Genomic DNA, 15,388 nt, shown 5'->3' on the forward strand with positions numbered 1-15,388 from the left:
TCCGCCGGCGCGGGCGCGGATAGTTCCAACTGATCCGCGCCGCGCCGTCCGCGCGTTCGCGTGCGCCGTGCGCGCCGAACGCGCCGCTCATCATCGATCAATAAGAGAAGGGGACACCATGAGTCTCGTCGAAGTAAAAGTGCCGGACATCGGTGACTTCAAGGACGTCGACGTCATCGAAGTCAACATCAAGCCGGGTGACGTCATCGAGCAGGAGCAGTCGCTGCTGACGCTCGAATCCGACAAGGCGTCGATGGAAGTGCCGAGCGATACCGCCGGCACCGTCAAGGAAGTGCGCATCAAGCCGGGCGACAAGGTTTCGCAGGGCACGGTGATCGCTCTCGTCGAGGCAGCGGCGGGCGGCGCGGCTGCGGCCGCGCCCGCGGCGAAGGAACCGGAAAAGGCGGCGCCCGCACCGGCGCCTGCCGCGCCGAAGGCCGCCGCACCGGCGCCGCAGGCCGGCAGCTATGCGGGCAGCGCGGACATCGAGTGCGACATGCTCGTGCTCGGTTCGGGCCCCGGCGGCTATTCCGCCGCGTTCCGCTCCGCCGATCTCGGTATGAAGACCGTGCTGGTCGAGCGTTATCCGACGCTCGGCGGCGTGTGTCTGAACGTCGGCTGTATCCCGTCGAAGGCGCTGCTGCACACCGCGCTCGTCATCGACGAAGCGGCAGATCTCGCGTCGCACGGCATCACGTTCGGCAAGCCGCAGATCGACCTCGACAAGCTGCGCGATTTCAAATCCGGCGTGGTCAAGAAGCTGACCGGCGGTCTCGCGGGCATGGCCAAGATGCGCAAAGTCGAAGTGGTGACGGGCACCGGCGCGTTCGTCGATCCGAACCACATGGAAGTGCAGACCGAGGGCGGCAAGAAGGTCGTCAAGTTCAAGCAGGCGATCATCGCCGCGGGCTCGGAAGCGGTGAAGCTGCCGTTCATTCCGGAAGACCCGCGGGTCGTCGATTCGACCGGCGCGCTCGAACTGCGCCAGATTCCGCAGCGCATGCTCGTGATCGGCGGCGGCATCATCGGTCTCGAAATGGCGACCGTGTACTCGACGCTCGGCGCGCAGATCGACGTCGTCGAAATGCTCGAAGGCCTGATGACCGGCGCGGACCGCGATCTGGTCAAGGTCTGGGAGAAGTACAACAGCAAGCGTTTCGCGAACGTGATGCTGAAGACCAAGACCGTCGCGGCCGAAGCGAAGGACGACGGTATTTACGTGTCGTTCGAGGGCGAGAAGGCGCCGGCCGAGCCGCAACGCTATGACCTCGTGCTGGTGGCCGTGGGCCGCTCGCCGAACGGCAAGCGGATCGGCGCGGAAAAGGCCGGGGTCGCGGTGACCGATCGCGGCTTCATCGAAGTCGACAAGCAGCAGCGCACGAACGTGCCGCACATCTTCGCGATCGGCGATATCGTCGGTCAGCCGATGCTCGCGCACAAGGCCGTGCACGAAGGCCACGTGGCGGCGGAAGCCGCGCATGGCGAGAAGGCGTATTTCGACGCGATGCAGATTCCGTCGGTGGCTTACACCGATCCGGAAGTGGCATGGGCCGGCAAGACGGAAGACCAGCTGAAAGCCGAAGGCATCAAGTTCGGCAAGGCGGTGTTTCCGTGGGCCGCGTCGGGCCGCGCGATCGCCAACGGCCGCGACGAAGGCTTCACGAAGCTGCTGTTCGATGAGGAGACGCATCGCGTGATCGGCGGCGGTATCGTCGGTCTGAACGCGGGCGACCTGATCAGCGAGGTCTGTCTCGCGATCGAGATGGGCGCGGACGCCACGGATATCGGCAAGACGATCCATCCGCATCCGACGCTCGGCGAATCGATCGGCATGGCGGCCGAGTTGTATGAAGGCGTCTGTACCGATCTGCCGCCCGTCAAGAAGAAGTAAGGCGGTGCGCCGGGCCTGCATCGCGACATGCGGGCCCGGCGAAGCGGGTCAGGCTGTGGCGCAAAGAAAAACGGCGCGCTCCATGTCGGAGCGCGCCGTTTCTGTTTTCCTGGCGCCCGGTAGGCGGGCAAAAAAATCCCGGCTTGGCGGCCGGGCAAACGATACGTCATTGCAACGTATCGGAGCGTTCGGCCCATCAAACCGTATAAGCGGCAACGGCACGACGCTGTTGCTTGCGATAACGCCGGCGCAGCGCGAAGGCTGGGCCGGCGTGAAAGACGACGACGCCAGGTATTTAAAGCCTGGCGTGTTGATGCGTGAAGCTTAGACTGCCTTCTTGGCGGCAGCGCGCGATGCTTGTGCAGCGGCTTGCGAAGCTGCCTTCGAAGCAGCCGTTGCAGCTGCATTGAAGTTGCTTTCGGCGATTTCGACAGCCTGGCGGGTTGCCTTGTGGACCGTTTCGTACGTGGTGTTGGCCGCGGTGATAGCCGACTTCATCACGGCGACAGCGGTTTCCGAACCAGCCGGTGCGTTCTTGGCGACGTTTTCGACGAGCGCCTGAACCTTGCGGTTTTGCTCTTCGAATTGTGCTTCCGCGACGCGGGTGAATTCACCTTGCGTTGCCGAAACGATTTCGTACACGTGGCGGCCATACGACAGCGCCTTTTCAGCGACCGGCTGTGCAAGGCTTGCTTGCAGTGCCAGCAGTTCCTGCGCGTCCTTCACGGACAGCGCGCGTTGGGCATTTTCCTGGCTTTCGGCGAGCGTCGACTTCACAACTTGCAGGTTCAGCTCAACCAGCTTTTCGACGCCTTCAAATGCTTTGGTCGTCAGGCCGAACAGGGTTTCGAAGTTGGCTTTCTGGGCTGCGGCGAATTGCTCAGGGGTCAGCAGAGTCATGGTTTACGCTCCTGGATCGCGGCCGGTCTGTGCGGACCGCATTGGGTGGGTGGCAAGACGCCGATTAATCGTCCGCCAGGACTGCGATGTATTGTGCATCGCAGCAATGGTTCCCATTTTAGGATGGTCACAAAGAATGTCAAGCGTTTTTTGTGCGTCGCACAATGTTAAGAAAGCGCCGATAAAACAACAGGTTATGCAGTAGGCATGTTATTAATATGACGCGGAACGATTGGGTCCTTGCACCTTGCTGGTGCGAGGTAAACGACCCGCTCAACAGGCAGTCAGGAGATTATTTTCCCTGTCAAAACCTTTTTGCGGGCCCGGCACGCGTAGCATCGCAGCGCTTCGTCCCTGAAAAACCAATCATCATCGATTCGATGTAAACCACCCGATGACAAGGAACGTTAAAGAACGAAGGCAGTCGAACGCGCGTTAGCGACTTTCGTTAGACACTTAAAAGTCTGTCGCACGCTCGCAACGCCCGCACGGCGCGGCGCAGTAGTGTGCGCCGGCGCTCTGACAGTATTTCCCCGGATCAAGGTTGTCTCAAAATTGCCGTTATCCTGCAAGGATCTGCTCGGTTGGGCTGGGCGGCAGCAATGGCGAGGCTTGCTGGCGACGATCGTTTTTTTCGATCGAGGCGCGGCACTTATTTGTGTTTTCGCGATCGGAGCTGACAAGCCGGTTTAAGGACCGCGTATAAGTGCTTCAAATTGCTAATTTTTCGTTGCTTTACTACACTTGCGGAAACCTCTCGCCGCTCCCTATCGAACACCCATGAAAACCGACATGTTTTCGTCGCTAAAGGCGCTCCACGGCGCGGCGCGCAGCACCGCTCTATCGGTGGCCGTCTCGCTGGCCGTCACAGCTGCGTTCGCTACGCCTGTCAGCACTTTTGCAGCTACGTCTGCTGCATCCGCAAAAACTTCCAAACACGCAAAAACCGCCAAAAAGCCGGCGCAAGCGGCCGCCCCTGAAAAAGTGTCGAGCCGTGCGGCGAAAGCCGGCAAGGCTGAGGCAGCGAAAGCCGGCAAGGGCGAGGCCGTGAAAGCCGCTGCCGCCGACGAAGATGCGCCGCGCGCCAACGTCAAACGTAAGCGTGTGACGTTCGCGGTGAACGGCCGACACCATTCGGTGATGCGACGCGTCGCGTACGAGCCGCGCCAACCGAGCGTCGGCCAGGCGTTTGGTTTGCACGAGACACCGGACGCGCTGATGCTGCGCTCGAGCGTCGCCTACGTAGTCGACCAGAACAGCGGCGAGACGCTGTTCGACAAGAACTCGCGTGCCGTGGTGCCGATCGCGTCGATCAGCAAGCTGATGACCGCGATGGTGGTGCTCGATTCGAAAGAGCCGATGACCGACCAGATCGAAGTCACCGACGAAGACCGCGACTACGAGAAGAACACTGGTTCGCGTTTGGCGGTGGGCTCGGTGCTCTCGCGAGAAGACATGCTGCACATCGCGCTGATGGCGTCGGAAAACCGCGCGGCGGCGGCGTTGTCACGCTACTACCCGGGCGGCCGCCCGGCGTTCCTGGCGGCGATGAACGCGAAGGCCAGGCAACTCGGCATGAACGACACGCACTTCGAGAACCCGACCGGTCTGACGAGCATGAACGTGTCGAGCGCGCGCGATCTGGTGAAGATGGTCAACGCGGCGTATCAGTACCCGTTGATCCGCAAGTTCTCGACCGATCACAGCTACGAGGTGTACACCGGCAAGCGCACGCTCGCGTATAACAGCACGAACGCGCTGGTGCGCAACCCGACGTGGGACATCGGTCTGCAGAAGACCGGCTTCATCAACGAAGCGGGCGAGTGTCTCGTGATGCAGGCGACCATCCACGGCCGGCCGATGATCGTGGTGCTGCTCGATTCGTCGGGCAAGTACTCGCGTTTCGCGGACGCGACGCGTCTGCGTACATGGCTCGACAACGGCGGCGACCAGGCGCGTATCACGAGCGCGGATGCCGGCGGTCCCGGTACCTGAAGCCGGAACGATTTGCCGGCTGCGGTTATCGCAAAGAAAAAGCCTCGCGGATGCGAGGCTTTTTCTTTGGCGTCGAAGAGAGCGAGCGCAAGGGTGCAACGGCGGCCAAACGGCCGCTGCGCGTGCGGCCTACGAATGCTGGCCGTGTGAACTGTGCGAGCCGTGCGAATGATCCTGCTGCGCCTGCGGCCGGTACCCTAGCGACTCCGAAATCATCAACGCGGTCTGGCTCAACTGCCCGAGCCACGAATCCTGCAAGCGATCGGCCGGCGCCGACAGCGACAGCCCCGCGACCAGCTTGCCCGTATCGTCGTAAATGCCGGCGGCGATGCAGCGCACGCCCAACTCCAGTTCCTCGTTGTCGCGCGCGCAGGCCTGCTGGCGCACGTGCGACAACTCGCGCTCGAGTTTCGCGAGATCGGTGATGCTGTTCTGCGTGTGGCCCGACAGACCGGTGCGGGTTGCATAGGCCCGCACGCGGGTGGCTTCGTCGGCGGCGAGAAACAGCTTGCCGACCGAAGTCAGATGGAGCGGCGCACGCCCGCCGATCGCCCGCACCACCTGCATGCCAGAGCGCTCCGAATACGCGCGTTCGATATACACGATTTCGTCGCCCTGACGCACCGACAGGTTCACGGTCTGCCCGGTCTGACGGTGCAGCTCGCGCATCGGCGTAAGCGCCGCGTCGCGCACGGACAGGCGCGCCTTGACGAGATTGCCGAGTTCGAGCAGGCGCATGCCGAGACGGTAGGTGCCGGGGTCCGAACGGTCGACCAGCCGGCACATCACCATATCGTTCAGGATGCGGTGCGCGGTGGAGGGGTGCAACTCCGTGCGGAGGGCAAGTTCTTTCAGGCTGACCGGGTCGCTATGTGCCGCCAGTGCGTCGAGCAGGCGCATCATGCGTTCGATCACCTGGATCGAGGTTTTGGGATCCGGGTTCGTATCGCTCATATGAGAATCGGTGGATGCATCAAACAGCGAAAACTGATTGTATCTCGTATTGTGAAAAAAGCGAACGCGCTTCGAGGCGCGCTTCCAATCCGACGGTGCGTGCTTCCTATGCCTTCCGGCCGTTGGTATTGCACCGGCAAACAGCGGATAATCAGGGACGTTTCCCCGAAAGGAGGGCTCATGCGAGTCGGATTGTTCGTCACGTGCCTGATCGACCTGATGCGTCCCGAGATCGGTTTTTCGGTCATCAAGCTGATCGAAGGCGCCGGTTTCGAGGTCGTGGTGCCGCCTGCGCAAACCTGTTGCGGGCAACCCGCCTACAACTCCGGAGACCGCCGGCTCGCGCGCGAACTCGCCGAGAAAACGCTGCGCGAGTTCGAACAGTTCGACTACCTGGTGGTGCCGTCGGGCTCGTGCGGCGGCATGATCCGCGCGCACTACGGTGACCTGTTCCGCGACGATCCCGAACTGATGAACCGTTTCGGCCGCCTGCGCGGCAAGGTGTTCGAACTGACGGACTTCCTCGTCAATGTCGCAAAGGTGCAGCTGCAACCCTGCGAGTTCCCAGGACAGGTGACTTATCACGACTCATGTTCGGGCTTGCGGGAACTGGGCGTCAAGGCGCAGCCGCGCGAACTTCTCGCGCAGGTCGGCGTCTCGGTCACCGAGATGAAGGACTGCGAACATTGCTGCGGCTTCGGCGGCACGTTCGCGGTCAAGTACGGCGATATCTCGACCGCGATCGTCGACGAAAAGTGCGCCAACATCGCGGCGAGCGGCGCCGGTACGGTCGTGCTCGGCGACCTCGGCTGCATGTTGAATATCGAAGGGCGGCTGCGCCGTCAGGGCGACTCCACGACGCGCGTGCTGCACATCGCGCAGGTGCTGGCCGGCGACGTGTAAGCCCCGCGCGGCGAACCCGGCCATTGGTCGCGTCGCGTGTCTCTCGTCTTTCACGCATTGCGTCGCGCGCGGATACGCCGCGCGTTTCAATCCGATCTCATCAGGGCCGCCATGCAAGTCCAATCGATGCAGTTCAAGGCTCGCGCCGGTCAGAAACTCGCCGACCAGCGCCTGCAGCAGAACCTGACCAAGCTGTCCACGAAGTTCGTGTCGGCGCGCGCGAGCGCGATCACCGCGATCGACTTTCCGGCGACCCGCGCGGCGCTCAAGGAGCGTCGCAATCGCGCGCTCGAGAATCTCGACGTGTGGCTCGAAACCTTCGAGCGCGAGGCGACTAGGCGCGGCGTGACGGTGCTGTTCGCCGAGACCACGCAGGAGGCCGCACGGCTCGTCGGCGACATCGCCCGCAGGCACGACGTGAAGAAGGTGATCAAGACGAAGTCGATGGTCACCGAGGAAATGCGCCTGAACGAAGTGCTTGGGCAGATGGGCGTGCAGTCGATCGAAACCGATCTGGGCGAATACATCCTGCAGATCAACGACAACGAGCCGCCGAGCCACATCATCGCGCCGGTGGTTCACAAGGATAAGGACGAGATCGCCGATCTGTTCGCGAAGACCCACGGTCGGCCGCGGCTCACCGAGATTCCCGACATGACGCGCGAGGCGCGCGAGATGCTGCGGCCGCACTTTCTGAGCGCGGACATGGCCGTGACGGGCGGCAATTTCGTCATCGCGGAAACGGGCTCGGTGGCGATCGTGACCAACGAGGGCAACGAGGGCATGTGCACGGTGATGCCGCGCGTGCACGTCGCTGTCACCGGCATCGAAAAGGTTCTGCCGACGCTCGAGGATCTCGCGACCGCGATGCGCCTGCTGCCGCGCTCGGCAACCGGGCAGGCCACCTCGAACTATTTTTCGGTGCTGACCGGGCCGCGAGGCGCGGGAGATCAGGACGGGCCCGAGCATATGTACGTGGTGCTCGTCGACGGTGGCCGAACTGGGCTGATCGGCGGAGACTTTCAGGAGATGCTCCGCTGCATCCGCTGCGGCGCGTGCATGAATCATTGCCCGGTGTATCAGAAGGTCGGCGGCCATGCGTATGGGTGGGTGTATCCGGGGCCGATGGGCTCGGTGCTGACGCCGAGCTATGTCGGCATCGACAAGGCGCTCGATTTGCCGCAAGCAGCAACGCTGTGCGGCGAATGCAATAGCGTGTGCCCGGTCGGTATCCCGTTGTCCGATCTGTTGCGCAAGCTGCGCGAAAAGCAGATGGAGCGCCACCTGCGGCCTTGGAAGGAGCGCGCCGGGTTGGCGCTGTGGGGTTGGCTCGCGCTGCATCCCGATGCCTATGCGCTCTTCACGAAACTCGCCGTGCGGGTGCTGGAGCGCCTGGGTGGGCGCAATCGGTCGATTGCAAAGCTGCCGCTGGGGGGCGCGGGCTGGACCGATACGCGCGACATGCCAGCGCCGGTGGGTCGTACGTTCCGGGAGTTGTATGCCGCGCAGCGCAGCCATCTTGGCTGAGCCGGCGGCAGCGGGAGTGGTTTGACGGCTGCGAGCTCACGCTGCCGTCACCGTGGGCGCGGGCGAGACTAGCTCAGCGCCGGACGGTCCTCAATGTTCCGTCGGTTGCCCCGGGTGACGGGCGGGCGGATTTCGCGCCCAGTCGTTGCCCCGACCGCCGTTGCCTGCTTGCGGCTGTGGCTGCGGCTGGGACGGCGGCGGGCCACCTGCGCCGGGGCGCGGGCCGCCATTGGCGCCGCTGGGGCCGTGCGGACCGCCCGCTGCGCCCTGCGGCGGTGGCCCGCCGTGCGGCTGTCCAGGGCCGCCACCATTGTTGCCCCGATCGTCGCCGTGATTGCCGTGGTGCCAGTCGTTATCGCCCGGATGACCGCGAAAGCCCGGGCCCGGCGGCGGGCCGTAGTAGCGTCCTGGTCCGTAATCGCTGTAGCCGAGGTACACATTGGTTTGCGGCACGACCGCGGCGCCCGGCGCGTAACCGTCATAGCCGCTATAGGCGCCGTAGCCGTTGCCATACATCGGCGTGCCGTCCGGATAGACCGCGCAGCCGCCGACCAGCGCGGCGGCCACGAGACCAGCGAGAGGTGCAATGCGTTTCATTTTGTAGGACCAGTTGCAAGTGCAAAGAAATGTCGATGTAAGAATAAGACCATCATTATCGCTTTCCGTCGCGCCGGTTTTGTATGAGTTTGTAAGCTCTTCTTTTTCGTGCCAGCGGTGCCCAGTCGCTCCTCGCAGCGCTCTCAATTGACTGTTCCATTTCGAGCAACGATCTATCCCGCGCGCGCGGGTTTTTCCTGATTGTGAATTCCTATAGGATTTCGGCTGGGCATAGTGCGCCAAAAGCTCATGCGCCCCTAATTGGAAAACACATCATGAAAAAGACAATAGCGGTGTACTGGCCTCTTGCCATCGTTGTATCGCTCGCGGTGCTCGCGTATCAGCACGTCAACGGCCATACCTCGTCGCGCGCTTCGCAGATGCCGCTCGACGCCAACCATCTGACCGCCGAACTCGCACGCGCCGTGTCGTACGGCATGATCGACACCGCGTCGGCACTGCCGGCCAAACCGTTGCCTGCCGCCGCGGCGACCCCGTTGGCCGAGGCATCGTAAGCAGGACGGCGAACTGTGGCGGTACGAAGCCCGCTGCGCGTGCGCGGCTGTACCACACCCGGCGCGAATCCGTCGAGGTTTGTATAATCGCGGCGCAGTCCGCTGACTGGCTGACGACCTCACGCCCGGCGCCTGGAGCGTCGAAGAATCCCTGATGAAAACTGTGTCCATCTGTTTCGTTTGCCTCGGGAATATCTGCCGTTCACCGACGGCGGAGGGCGTGATGCGTCATCTGGTCGACGAGGCGAAGCTCGCGGACCGCATTCTGATCGATTCGGCCGGCACTGGCGATTGGCACATCGGCGCGCCGCCCGACGAACGCGCGCAACACGCGGCGCGCCAGCGCGGCTATACGCTCGACGCGCTGCGCGGCCGCCAGATCACGGTCGCGGACTTCGAGCGCTTCGATCTGCTGATTGCCATGGACGACCGCAACGTCGCCGCGTTGCGTCAGATCTGCCCGCCCGCTCAGCGCGACAAGATCCGTCTGCTGATGGAGTTCGTGCCGGAGTCGGATGGGCGCTGGAGCGGCGCGCGAGAGGTCGTCGACCCGTATTTCGGTGGCGCGGAAGGCTTCGAGTTGGTGCTCGATCAGTGCGAAGCAGCTTGCCGCGGGCTGATCGCCGCGCTGCGCCCGCAATTGCTCGCGTAGGTATCGGGGCGAACAACCCGGGCGATGCACGCGTGCGGACAAACGCGGACATGTCGGGAACGTCACGCGTGCGGCCTGGCGCCGAAGTAGGGCAATCAATTAAGCAGCTGACACAAAATTTACCGCCCATACTTGACTAAATCGGTCATGTATTTATACTTGACCAAACTTGTCGAGAATTGCGGTTCCCACATCATATGAGACTCACCACGAAAGGCCGTTTCGCCGTCACGGCGATGATCGACCTGGCGTTGCGCCAGGAGCAGGGCCCGGTGACGCTTGCGGGCATCAGCCAGCGCCAACACATCTCCCTGTCGTATCTCGAGCAGCTGTTTGGCAAGCTGCGCCGTCATGAAATCGTCGAGTCCGTGCGCGGACCCGGCGGTGGCTACAATCTCGCGCGCCGTGCCGAAGAGGTGACGGTGGCCGACATCATCATCGCGGTCGACGAGCCGCTCGACGCCACCCAGTGCGGCGGCAAGGGCACGTGCGAAGGCACCAAGCAGCACGATGGCCACTGCATGACGCACGAGCTGTGGTCGACGCTGAACCAGAAAATGGTCGAATACCTCGATTCGGTCTCGCTAAAGGATCTGGTCGACCAGCAGCGTTCGCGCGAAGGCGCGCCGGCGGTGCTGCGCGACAGGCGCAGCGACGCGCCGGCGGTCGAACCCGTCCGCGTGGCGCCCAAGGGTCCCAATTCCGTTTTCAACATGGCCGGATCGTGAAGCGCGGCGCGCAATAGGAAATCTTCCGCCGCAGCCCCATATCGAATCCAGAAGCCAGAGCACATGACGTCCCCGGAGCAATTGATGAACAACGACTCTCTCCATCTGCCCATCTACATGGACTACAGCGCCACGACGCCGATCGATCCGCGTGTGGTGGACAAGATGATTCCGTATCTGCGCGAGCAGTTCGGCAACCCCGCGTCGCGAAGCCACTCTTATGGCTGGACGGCCGAGCGCGCGGTCGAGGAAGCGCGCGAGCAAGTCGCCGCGCTCGTGAATGCCGATCCGCGCGAAATCATCTGGACCTCGGGTGCGACGGAGTCGGACAACCTCGCTCTGAAAGGTGCCGCGCACTTCTACAAGAGCAAGGGCAAGCACATCGTCACGGTGAAGACCGAGCACAAGGCCGTGCTCGACACGACCCGCGAGCTCGAGCGCGAAGGCTTCGAAGTTACGTATCTCGATGTCAAGGACGACGGTCTGATCGACCTCGACGCATTCAAGGCGGCGCTGCGCCCGGACACGATTCTGGTGTCGGTAATGTCGGTCAACAACGAGATCGGCGTGATCCAGGACATCGAGGCGATCGGCGAGATCACGCGTGAAAAGGGCATCATTTTCCACGTCGACGCGGCGCAGGCCACCGGCAAGATCCAGATCGATCTGCAGAAGCTGAAGGTCGACCTGATGTCGTTCTCGGCGCACAAGACCTACGGCCCGAAGGGCATCGGCGCGCTGTACGTGCGTCGCAAGCCGCGTATCCGTATCGAGGCGCAGATGCACGGCGGCGGCCACGAGCGCGGTATGCGTTCGGGCACGCTCGCCACGCACCAGATCGTCGGCATGGGCGAAGCGTTCCGTATCGCGCGTGAAGAGATGGCGACCGAAAACGAGCGCATCCGCATGCTGCGTGACCGTTTGCTCAAAGGCTTGTCGGAAATCGAGGAAGTGTATGTGAACGGCGACATGGAAAAGCGTGTGCCGCACAACCTGAACATCAGCTTCAATTTCGTCGAAGGCGAATCGCTGATCATGGCGGTGAAGGACGTCGCGGTGTCGTCGGGCTCGGCGTGCACGTCGGCGTCGCTGGAGCCGTCGTACGTGCTGCGCGCACTTGGCCGCAACGACGAACTGGCGCACAGCTCGATCCGCTTCACGGTGGGACGCTTCACGACCGAGCAGGAAATCGACTACGTGATCAACCTGCTGAAGACGAAGATTTCCAAGCTGCGCGATTTGTCGCCGCTGTGGGAAATGCACAAGGACGGCATCGATCTGTCGACCATCCAGTGGGCCGCGCACTAACGCGCCCGCGGAACGAAATCGACGTCGAACGTTCATCGGATTGCAGGTTGAAACGAATCAAGGAGTGTAATCATGGCTTATAGCGACAAGGTCCTCGACCACTACGAAAACCCGCGCAACGTCGGTTCCTTCGCCAAGGACGACGATACGGTCGGTACCGGCATGGTCGGCGCGCCGGCCTGCGGCGACGTGATGAAGCTGCAGATCCGCGTTGGTGCGGACGGCATTATCGAAGACGCGAAGTTCAAGACCTACGGCTGCGGCTCGGCCATCGCGTCGAGCTCGCTCGTCACCGAATGGGTGAAGGGCAAGACGCTCGACCAGGCCATGTCGATCAAGAACACGCAGATCGCCGAAGAACTGGCACTGCCGCCGGTGAAGATCCATTGCTCGATTCTCGCGGAAGACGCGATCAAGGCAGCGGTCGCCGACTACAAGCAGCGCCACGGCGAAGCGGCGGTTGCCGAAGACGGCAAGGCCGCCTGAGCGGCAACAAGGTAAGAACGAAGCAACCGGTGAGCGGGGCGCGAATACGCGCCGCGCACTCCGGCAACTGAGAAACGTTATGGCAATTACGTTGACCGAAAAGGCAGCACAGCACGTCCAGAAGTATCTGACCCGTCGTGGTAAAGGCATCGGGTTGCGCGTCGGCGTGCGCACCACCGGTTGCTCGGGCCTCGCCTACAAGCTCGAGTACGTGGACGAACTCGCGCCGGAAGATCAGGTGTTCGAGACAGGCGGCGTGAAGGTCGTCGTCGACCCGAAGAGTCTCGCGTATATCGACGGCACGGAACTCGACTTCGCGCGCGAAGGGCTGAACGAAGGCTTCAAGTTCAACAACCCGAACGTGAAAGACGAATGCGGCTGCGGCGAGTCGTTCCGCGTCTAGATTCGTTACTTTCCGCGTGCGGCGGATCAAAGGCGGCGCGGGCCGCCTTTTTAGTTTGATCCGCACGCGTGCGAAGCGCTCACGCCTGACACGGCCCAACGTTTCCCCACCAGGTTTTCATCAACGGACTTTAATCCGATGGCATCGCTGAACGACAGCCACTTCGATCTGTTTGGTCTGCCGGCGCAATTCGCGCTCGACGCGAGCACGCTCGATCATGCGTACCGCACCGTGCAGGCGCAGGTGCATCCGGATCGCTTCGCGGCGGCCGGCGATGCGCAAAAGCGCATCGCGATGCAATGGGCGACGCGCGCGAACGAGGCGTATCAGACGCTGCGCGATCCGCTCAAGCGCGCGACCTATCTGCTGTCGCTGCGCGGCATCAACGTCGGCGCGGAGAACAACACGGCGATGGAGCCCGCGTTCCTGATGCAGCAAATGGAGTGGCGCGAGAACATCGAGGATGCGGCAGCGGCGAAGAACGTCGACGCGCTCGACGCGCTGCTCACGGAGTTGCGCGACGAGGAACGTCAGCGCTTGGACAAGCTCGGCGCATCGCTCGACAGCGGTGCGAATCAGGCGGCGGCCGAGGCGGTGCGGCAGATGATGTTCATCGAGCGCGTCGCGTCGGAAATCGACGCGCAGATCGAGCGGCTCGAAGGCTAGCGCGGTTTCGTGCGACGCGGGCAAAGAGCGCGGCGCAGGCAAGCAGCACCACGCCGAAGCAGCACCAGCAGGCAGCGATGTAGCAAGCGACAAACAAAAACCCGGCCGCGAGCCGTGGCATCACCCCCAGCAACGCGAACATTCAGGACGGGGCACAACGTCCCCGAGAAGATCCAGATGGCCTTATTGCAAATCTCCGAACCCGGCATGGCGCCGGCGCCTCACCAGCGGCGTCTGGCGGTCGGTATCGATCTCGGCACCACCAACTCCCTCGTCGCCGCCGTGCGCAGCGGCGTGCCCGATGTGCTGCCCGACGAAGACGGGCACGTGCTGCTGCCGTCGGTGGTGCGCTACCTGGAACAGGGCGGCCGTCGCATCGGCCGCCGGGCGAAGGCCGAGGCCGCCAGCGACCCGCGCAATACGATCGTGTCGGTCAAGCGCTTCATGGGCCGCGGCAAGGCCGAGGTGGAAGGCGCCGAAAACGCGCCGTACGACTTCATCGACGCACCCGGCATGGTGCAGATCCGCACCGTCGACGGCGTGAAGAGCCCGGTGGAAGTATCGGCTGAAATTCTCGCGACGCTGCGCCAGCGCGCCGAAGACACGCTCGGCGACGAACTGGTCGGCGCGGTGATCACGGTGCCCGCTTACTTCGACGAAGCGCAGCGCCAGGCGACGAAAGACGCTGCGCGCCTCGCGGGGCTGAACGTGCTGCGGCTGCTGAACGAACCGACCGCGGCCGCGATCGCCTACGGTCTCGACAACGGCGCCGAAGGTCTGTACGCGGTCTACGACCTCGGCGGCGGTACCTTCGACCTGTCGATCCTGAAGCTCACCAAGGGCGTGTTCGAAGTGCTGGCGGCGGGCGGCGATTCCGCGCTCGGCGGCGACGACTTCGATCATGCGCTGTACCGCCATGTGCTCGAACAGGCCGGCATCGCTCCGCAGACGCTCGCACCGCACGACGTGCGCCTGCTGCTCGATAGCGTGCGCGAGGCCAAGGAGGCGTTGTCGAGCGCGCCGAAGGCTGACCTCAAGCTCACGCTTGCCAACGGCACCGCGCTCGATCTGACGATCGACGAAGCCACCTTCGAGACCATCACGGCCGAGCTGGTGCAACGCACGCTGGGTCCGACGAAGAAGGCGCTGCGCGACGCGAAGGTCACCACGAAGGACATCAAGGGCGTCGTGCTGGTCGGCGGCGCGACGCGCATGCCGGTGATCCGCCGCGCGGTCGAGGCGTTCTTCGGCCAGCCGCCGCTCGTCAATCTCGATCCGGATCAGGTCGTCGCGCTCGGAGCGGCGATCCAGGCCGATCTGCTCGCCGGCAACCGCGGCGCGGAAGGCGACGAGTGGCTGCTGCTCGACGTGATTCCGCTGTCGCTCGGCGTCGAAACGATGGGCGGTCTCACCGAGAAGATCATTCCGCGCAACTCGACGATTCCGGTCGCGCGCGCGCAGGATTTCACGACCTTCAAGGACGGCCAGACCGCGATGGCGATTCACGTCGTGCAAGGCGAGCGCGAGCTCGTCAGCGATTGCCGGTCGCTCGCGCGCTTCGAGCTGCGCGGCATTCCGCCGATGGCCGCGGGCGCCGCGCGAATTCGCGTGACCTATCAGGTCGACGCCGACGGCCTGCTGTCCGTGTTCGCGCGCGAACTCGCGTCGGGCGTGGAGGCGTCGGTCGTCGTGAAGCCTTCGTATGGCCTTGCCGACGACGACATCGCGCGCATGCTGGAAGACAGCTTTTCGACCGCTGAAGTCGATATGCGCGCGCGCGCTCTGCGCGAGGCGCAGGTCGAAGCGCAGCGTCTCGTCGAAGCGACCGACGCGGCGCTCGCCGCCGACGCCGAACTGCTCGAC

At 63.6% G+C, this 15,388-nt stretch carries 16 protein-coding genes; 13 read left to right on the forward strand and 3 right to left on the reverse strand.

What is annotated here, in order from left to right; all coding sequences use genetic code 11:
* Positions 1 to 118 precede the first annotated feature (118 nt).
* The gene (gene lpdA / locus AB3X89_RS31460; RefSeq protein ID WP_368586753.1) at positions 119 to 1,891 is read left to right on the forward strand and encodes a dihydrolipoyl dehydrogenase; all 1,773 of its coding nucleotides are present in this window, start codon (positions 119 to 121) and stop codon (positions 1,889 to 1,891) included.
* 82 nt (positions 1,892 to 1,973) lie between these two features.
* Positions 1,974 to 2,219 carry a hypothetical protein gene (locus AB3X89_RS31465; RefSeq protein WP_368586754.1) on the forward strand — a complete coding sequence of 82 codons (246 nt, stop codon included), beginning with the start codon at positions 1,974 to 1,976 and terminating at the stop codon, positions 2,217 to 2,219.
* Here the strand turns inward: AB3X89_RS31465 and AB3X89_RS31470 are convergent.
* A complete protein-coding gene (locus AB3X89_RS31470; RefSeq protein ID WP_013089827.1) occupies positions 2,216 to 2,791 on the reverse strand; it encodes a phasin family protein in 576 nt (191 codons plus the stop codon). The two genes, AB3X89_RS31465 and AB3X89_RS31470, sit on opposite strands and share 4 nt — an antisense overlap.
* Before the next feature lie 780 nt (positions 2,792 to 3,571).
* Between AB3X89_RS31470 and pbpG the strand changes: the two genes are divergently transcribed.
* Complete coding sequence (gene pbpG, locus AB3X89_RS31475) at positions 3,572 to 4,786, forward strand: D-alanyl-D-alanine endopeptidase (RefSeq protein ID WP_368586755.1); 1,215 nt, start codon at positions 3,572 to 3,574, stop codon at positions 4,784 to 4,786.
* 129 nt (positions 4,787 to 4,915) lie between these two features.
* Here pbpG and AB3X89_RS31480 read toward each other — a convergent pair whose 3' ends face one another.
* A complete protein-coding gene (locus tag AB3X89_RS31480; protein ID WP_176126472.1) occupies positions 4,916 to 5,740 on the reverse strand; it encodes an IclR family transcriptional regulator in 825 nt (274 codons plus the stop codon).
* A 180-nt stretch (positions 5,741 to 5,920) separates the two neighbouring features.
* On the opposite strand from AB3X89_RS31480, the gene AB3X89_RS31485 reads away from it, so the two are divergent.
* Together AB3X89_RS31485 and AB3X89_RS31490 are read left to right on the forward strand one after the other, a co-directional pair.
* Positions 5,921 to 6,643 carry a (Fe-S)-binding protein gene (locus AB3X89_RS31485; RefSeq protein WP_368586756.1) on the forward strand — a complete coding sequence of 241 codons (723 nt, stop codon included), beginning with the start codon at positions 5,921 to 5,923 and terminating at the stop codon, positions 6,641 to 6,643.
* A gap of 111 nt (positions 6,644 to 6,754) precedes the next feature.
* The gene (locus AB3X89_RS31490) at positions 6,755 to 8,170 is read left to right on the forward strand and encodes a lactate utilization protein B (protein ID WP_368586757.1); all 1,416 of its coding nucleotides are present in this window, start codon (positions 6,755 to 6,757) and stop codon (positions 8,168 to 8,170) included.
* A gap of 90 nt (positions 8,171 to 8,260) precedes the next feature.
* Here the strand turns inward: AB3X89_RS31490 and AB3X89_RS31495 are convergent, their stop codons facing one another.
* A complete protein-coding gene (locus tag AB3X89_RS31495; protein ID WP_368586758.1) occupies positions 8,261 to 8,767 on the reverse strand; it encodes a hypothetical protein in 507 nt (168 codons plus the stop codon).
* Between the two features lie 275 nt (positions 8,768 to 9,042).
* Here AB3X89_RS31495 and AB3X89_RS31500 point away from each other — a divergent pair, with 275 nt between their 5' ends.
* From AB3X89_RS31500 to hscA, 8 genes are all read left to right on the forward strand, one after another.
* On the forward strand, positions 9,043 to 9,282 hold the full coding sequence (locus AB3X89_RS31500; RefSeq protein WP_368586759.1) for a hypothetical protein: 240 nt from the start codon (positions 9,043 to 9,045) through the stop codon (positions 9,280 to 9,282).
* A gap of 154 nt (positions 9,283 to 9,436) precedes the next feature.
* The gene (locus AB3X89_RS31505) at positions 9,437 to 9,934 is read left to right on the forward strand and encodes a low molecular weight protein-tyrosine-phosphatase (protein WP_368586760.1); all 498 of its coding nucleotides are present in this window, start codon (positions 9,437 to 9,439) and stop codon (positions 9,932 to 9,934) included.
* A 197-nt stretch (positions 9,935 to 10,131) separates the two neighbouring features.
* Positions 10,132 to 10,662, forward strand: a complete 531-nt coding sequence (gene iscR / locus AB3X89_RS31510) for a Fe-S cluster assembly transcriptional regulator IscR (RefSeq protein ID WP_013089819.1) — start codon at positions 10,132 to 10,134, stop codon at positions 10,660 to 10,662.
* 84 nt (positions 10,663 to 10,746) lie between these two features.
* Positions 10,747 to 11,970 carry an IscS subfamily cysteine desulfurase gene (locus tag AB3X89_RS31515; protein WP_368586761.1) on the forward strand — a complete coding sequence of 408 codons (1,224 nt, stop codon included), beginning with the start codon at positions 10,747 to 10,749 and terminating at the stop codon, positions 11,968 to 11,970.
* Positions 11,971 to 12,042: 72 nt separating this feature from the next.
* On the forward strand, positions 12,043 to 12,456 hold the full coding sequence (gene iscU / locus AB3X89_RS31520; protein ID WP_013089817.1) for a Fe-S cluster assembly scaffold IscU: 414 nt from the start codon (positions 12,043 to 12,045) through the stop codon (positions 12,454 to 12,456).
* 79 nt (positions 12,457 to 12,535) lie between these two features.
* A complete protein-coding gene (gene iscA, locus AB3X89_RS31525) occupies positions 12,536 to 12,859 on the forward strand; it encodes an iron-sulfur cluster assembly protein IscA (protein ID WP_129959361.1) in 324 nt (107 codons plus the stop codon).
* Positions 12,860 to 12,997: 138 nt separating this feature from the next.
* Positions 12,998 to 13,525: a Fe-S protein assembly co-chaperone HscB gene (gene hscB / locus AB3X89_RS31530; RefSeq protein ID WP_368586762.1), complete on the forward strand. Its 528-nt coding sequence runs from the start codon at positions 12,998 to 13,000 to the stop codon at positions 13,523 to 13,525.
* A gap of 177 nt (positions 13,526 to 13,702) precedes the next feature.
* On the forward strand, positions 13,703 to 15,388 hold a 1,686-nt coding region (hscA, locus tag AB3X89_RS31535), incomplete at its 3' end, for a Fe-S protein assembly chaperone HscA (protein ID WP_368586763.1).

The organism is Paraburkholderia sp. BR14320 (assembly GCF_040948665.1).
GTDB lineage: Bacteria > Pseudomonadota > Gammaproteobacteria > Burkholderiales > Burkholderiaceae > Paraburkholderia > Paraburkholderia youngii.

Excerpts from the sequence above, each read along its gene's own strand:
- AB3X89_RS31480 (WP_176126472.1), bottom strand. The coding sequence starts at position 5,740 with ATGAGCGATACGAACCCGGATCCCAAAACCTCGATCCAGGTGATCGAA.
- AB3X89_RS31490 (WP_368586757.1), top strand. The coding sequence starts at position 6,755 with ATGCAAGTCCAATCGATGCAGTTCAAGGCTCGCGCCGGTCAGAAACTC.
- iscU (WP_013089817.1), top strand. The coding sequence starts at position 12,043 with ATGGCTTATAGCGACAAGGTCCTCGACCACTACGAAAACCCGCGCAAC.
- AB3X89_RS31485 (WP_368586756.1), top strand. The coding sequence starts at position 5,921 with ATGCGAGTCGGATTGTTCGTCACGTGCCTGATCGACCTGATGCGTCCC.
- iscA (WP_129959361.1), top strand. The coding sequence starts at position 12,536 with ATGGCAATTACGTTGACCGAAAAGGCAGCACAGCACGTCCAGAAGTAT.
- iscR (WP_013089819.1), top strand. The coding sequence starts at position 10,132 with ATGAGACTCACCACGAAAGGCCGTTTCGCCGTCACGGCGATGATCGAC.
- hscB (WP_368586762.1), top strand. The coding sequence starts at position 12,998 with ATGGCATCGCTGAACGACAGCCACTTCGATCTGTTTGGTCTGCCGGCG.
- AB3X89_RS31470 (WP_013089827.1), bottom strand. The coding sequence starts at position 2,791 with ATGACTCTGCTGACCCCTGAGCAATTCGCCGCAGCCCAGAAAGCCAAC.
- AB3X89_RS31500 (WP_368586759.1), top strand. The coding sequence starts at position 9,043 with ATGAAAAAGACAATAGCGGTGTACTGGCCTCTTGCCATCGTTGTATCG.
- pbpG (WP_368586755.1), top strand. The coding sequence starts at position 3,572 with ATGAAAACCGACATGTTTTCGTCGCTAAAGGCGCTCCACGGCGCGGCG.
- lpdA (WP_368586753.1), top strand. The coding sequence starts at position 119 with ATGAGTCTCGTCGAAGTAAAAGTGCCGGACATCGGTGACTTCAAGGAC.
- AB3X89_RS31505 (WP_368586760.1), top strand. The coding sequence starts at position 9,437 with ATGAAAACTGTGTCCATCTGTTTCGTTTGCCTCGGGAATATCTGCCGT.
- AB3X89_RS31465 (WP_368586754.1), top strand. The coding sequence starts at position 1,974 with ATGTCGGAGCGCGCCGTTTCTGTTTTCCTGGCGCCCGGTAGGCGGGCA.
- AB3X89_RS31515 (WP_368586761.1), top strand. The coding sequence starts at position 10,747 with ATGAACAACGACTCTCTCCATCTGCCCATCTACATGGACTACAGCGCC.
- AB3X89_RS31495 (WP_368586758.1), bottom strand. The coding sequence starts at position 8,767 with ATGAAACGCATTGCACCTCTCGCTGGTCTCGTGGCCGCCGCGCTGGTC.